Raw genomic sequence first — 350 nt, forward strand, 5'->3', positions numbered from 1 at the left:
GCAGCGCGCATCAGCCAGACACCCGCGACAAACACCGCCAGGATCCAGAGCTGGGGAACGCCCGGTGTCGCCACCCACAACGCCCATAATGTTGGCCAGAGCAGCAGTAACGCGCCAATTGGCTTATCCGTACGCATTAAGCGATGAAACGCCAGCAGCTTATTCTGCGTCAGACTCCACTCCATATTTTTTTCCTCTTAGTACAACGGTGACGCCGGTAAAAACAGTTCTGTTAGCAACAGCGGTTTACCGCTTAATCGCAGGCGGGAACGTCGCCCCCACAGCCCGGCATCACGGCCTATCTCAATAAAGTCCCGGGTTAATGTCGATGATGTGAACAGATAGCGTCC

The 350-nt window shown here is 55.1% G+C and carries 1 protein-coding gene and 1 pseudogene; both read right to left on the reverse strand.

Annotated elements, in window-relative coordinates; translation table 11 throughout:
• Positions 1-185 (reverse strand): annotated as a pseudogene (gene ubiA, locus SB756_RS28640) (4-hydroxybenzoate octaprenyltransferase); the annotation flags it as partial.
• 12 nt (positions 186-197) lie between these two features.
• Complete coding sequence (locus tag SB756_RS28645) at positions 198-341, reverse strand: chorismate lyase (protein ID WP_410912890.1); 144 nt, start codon at positions 339-341, stop codon at positions 198-200.
• Positions 342-350 lie beyond the last annotated feature (9 nt).

This window comes from Pseudomonas sp. SIMBA_068 (assembly GCF_046534705.1).
Lineage (GTDB): Bacteria > Pseudomonadota > Gammaproteobacteria > Pseudomonadales > Pseudomonadaceae > Aquipseudomonas > Aquipseudomonas putida.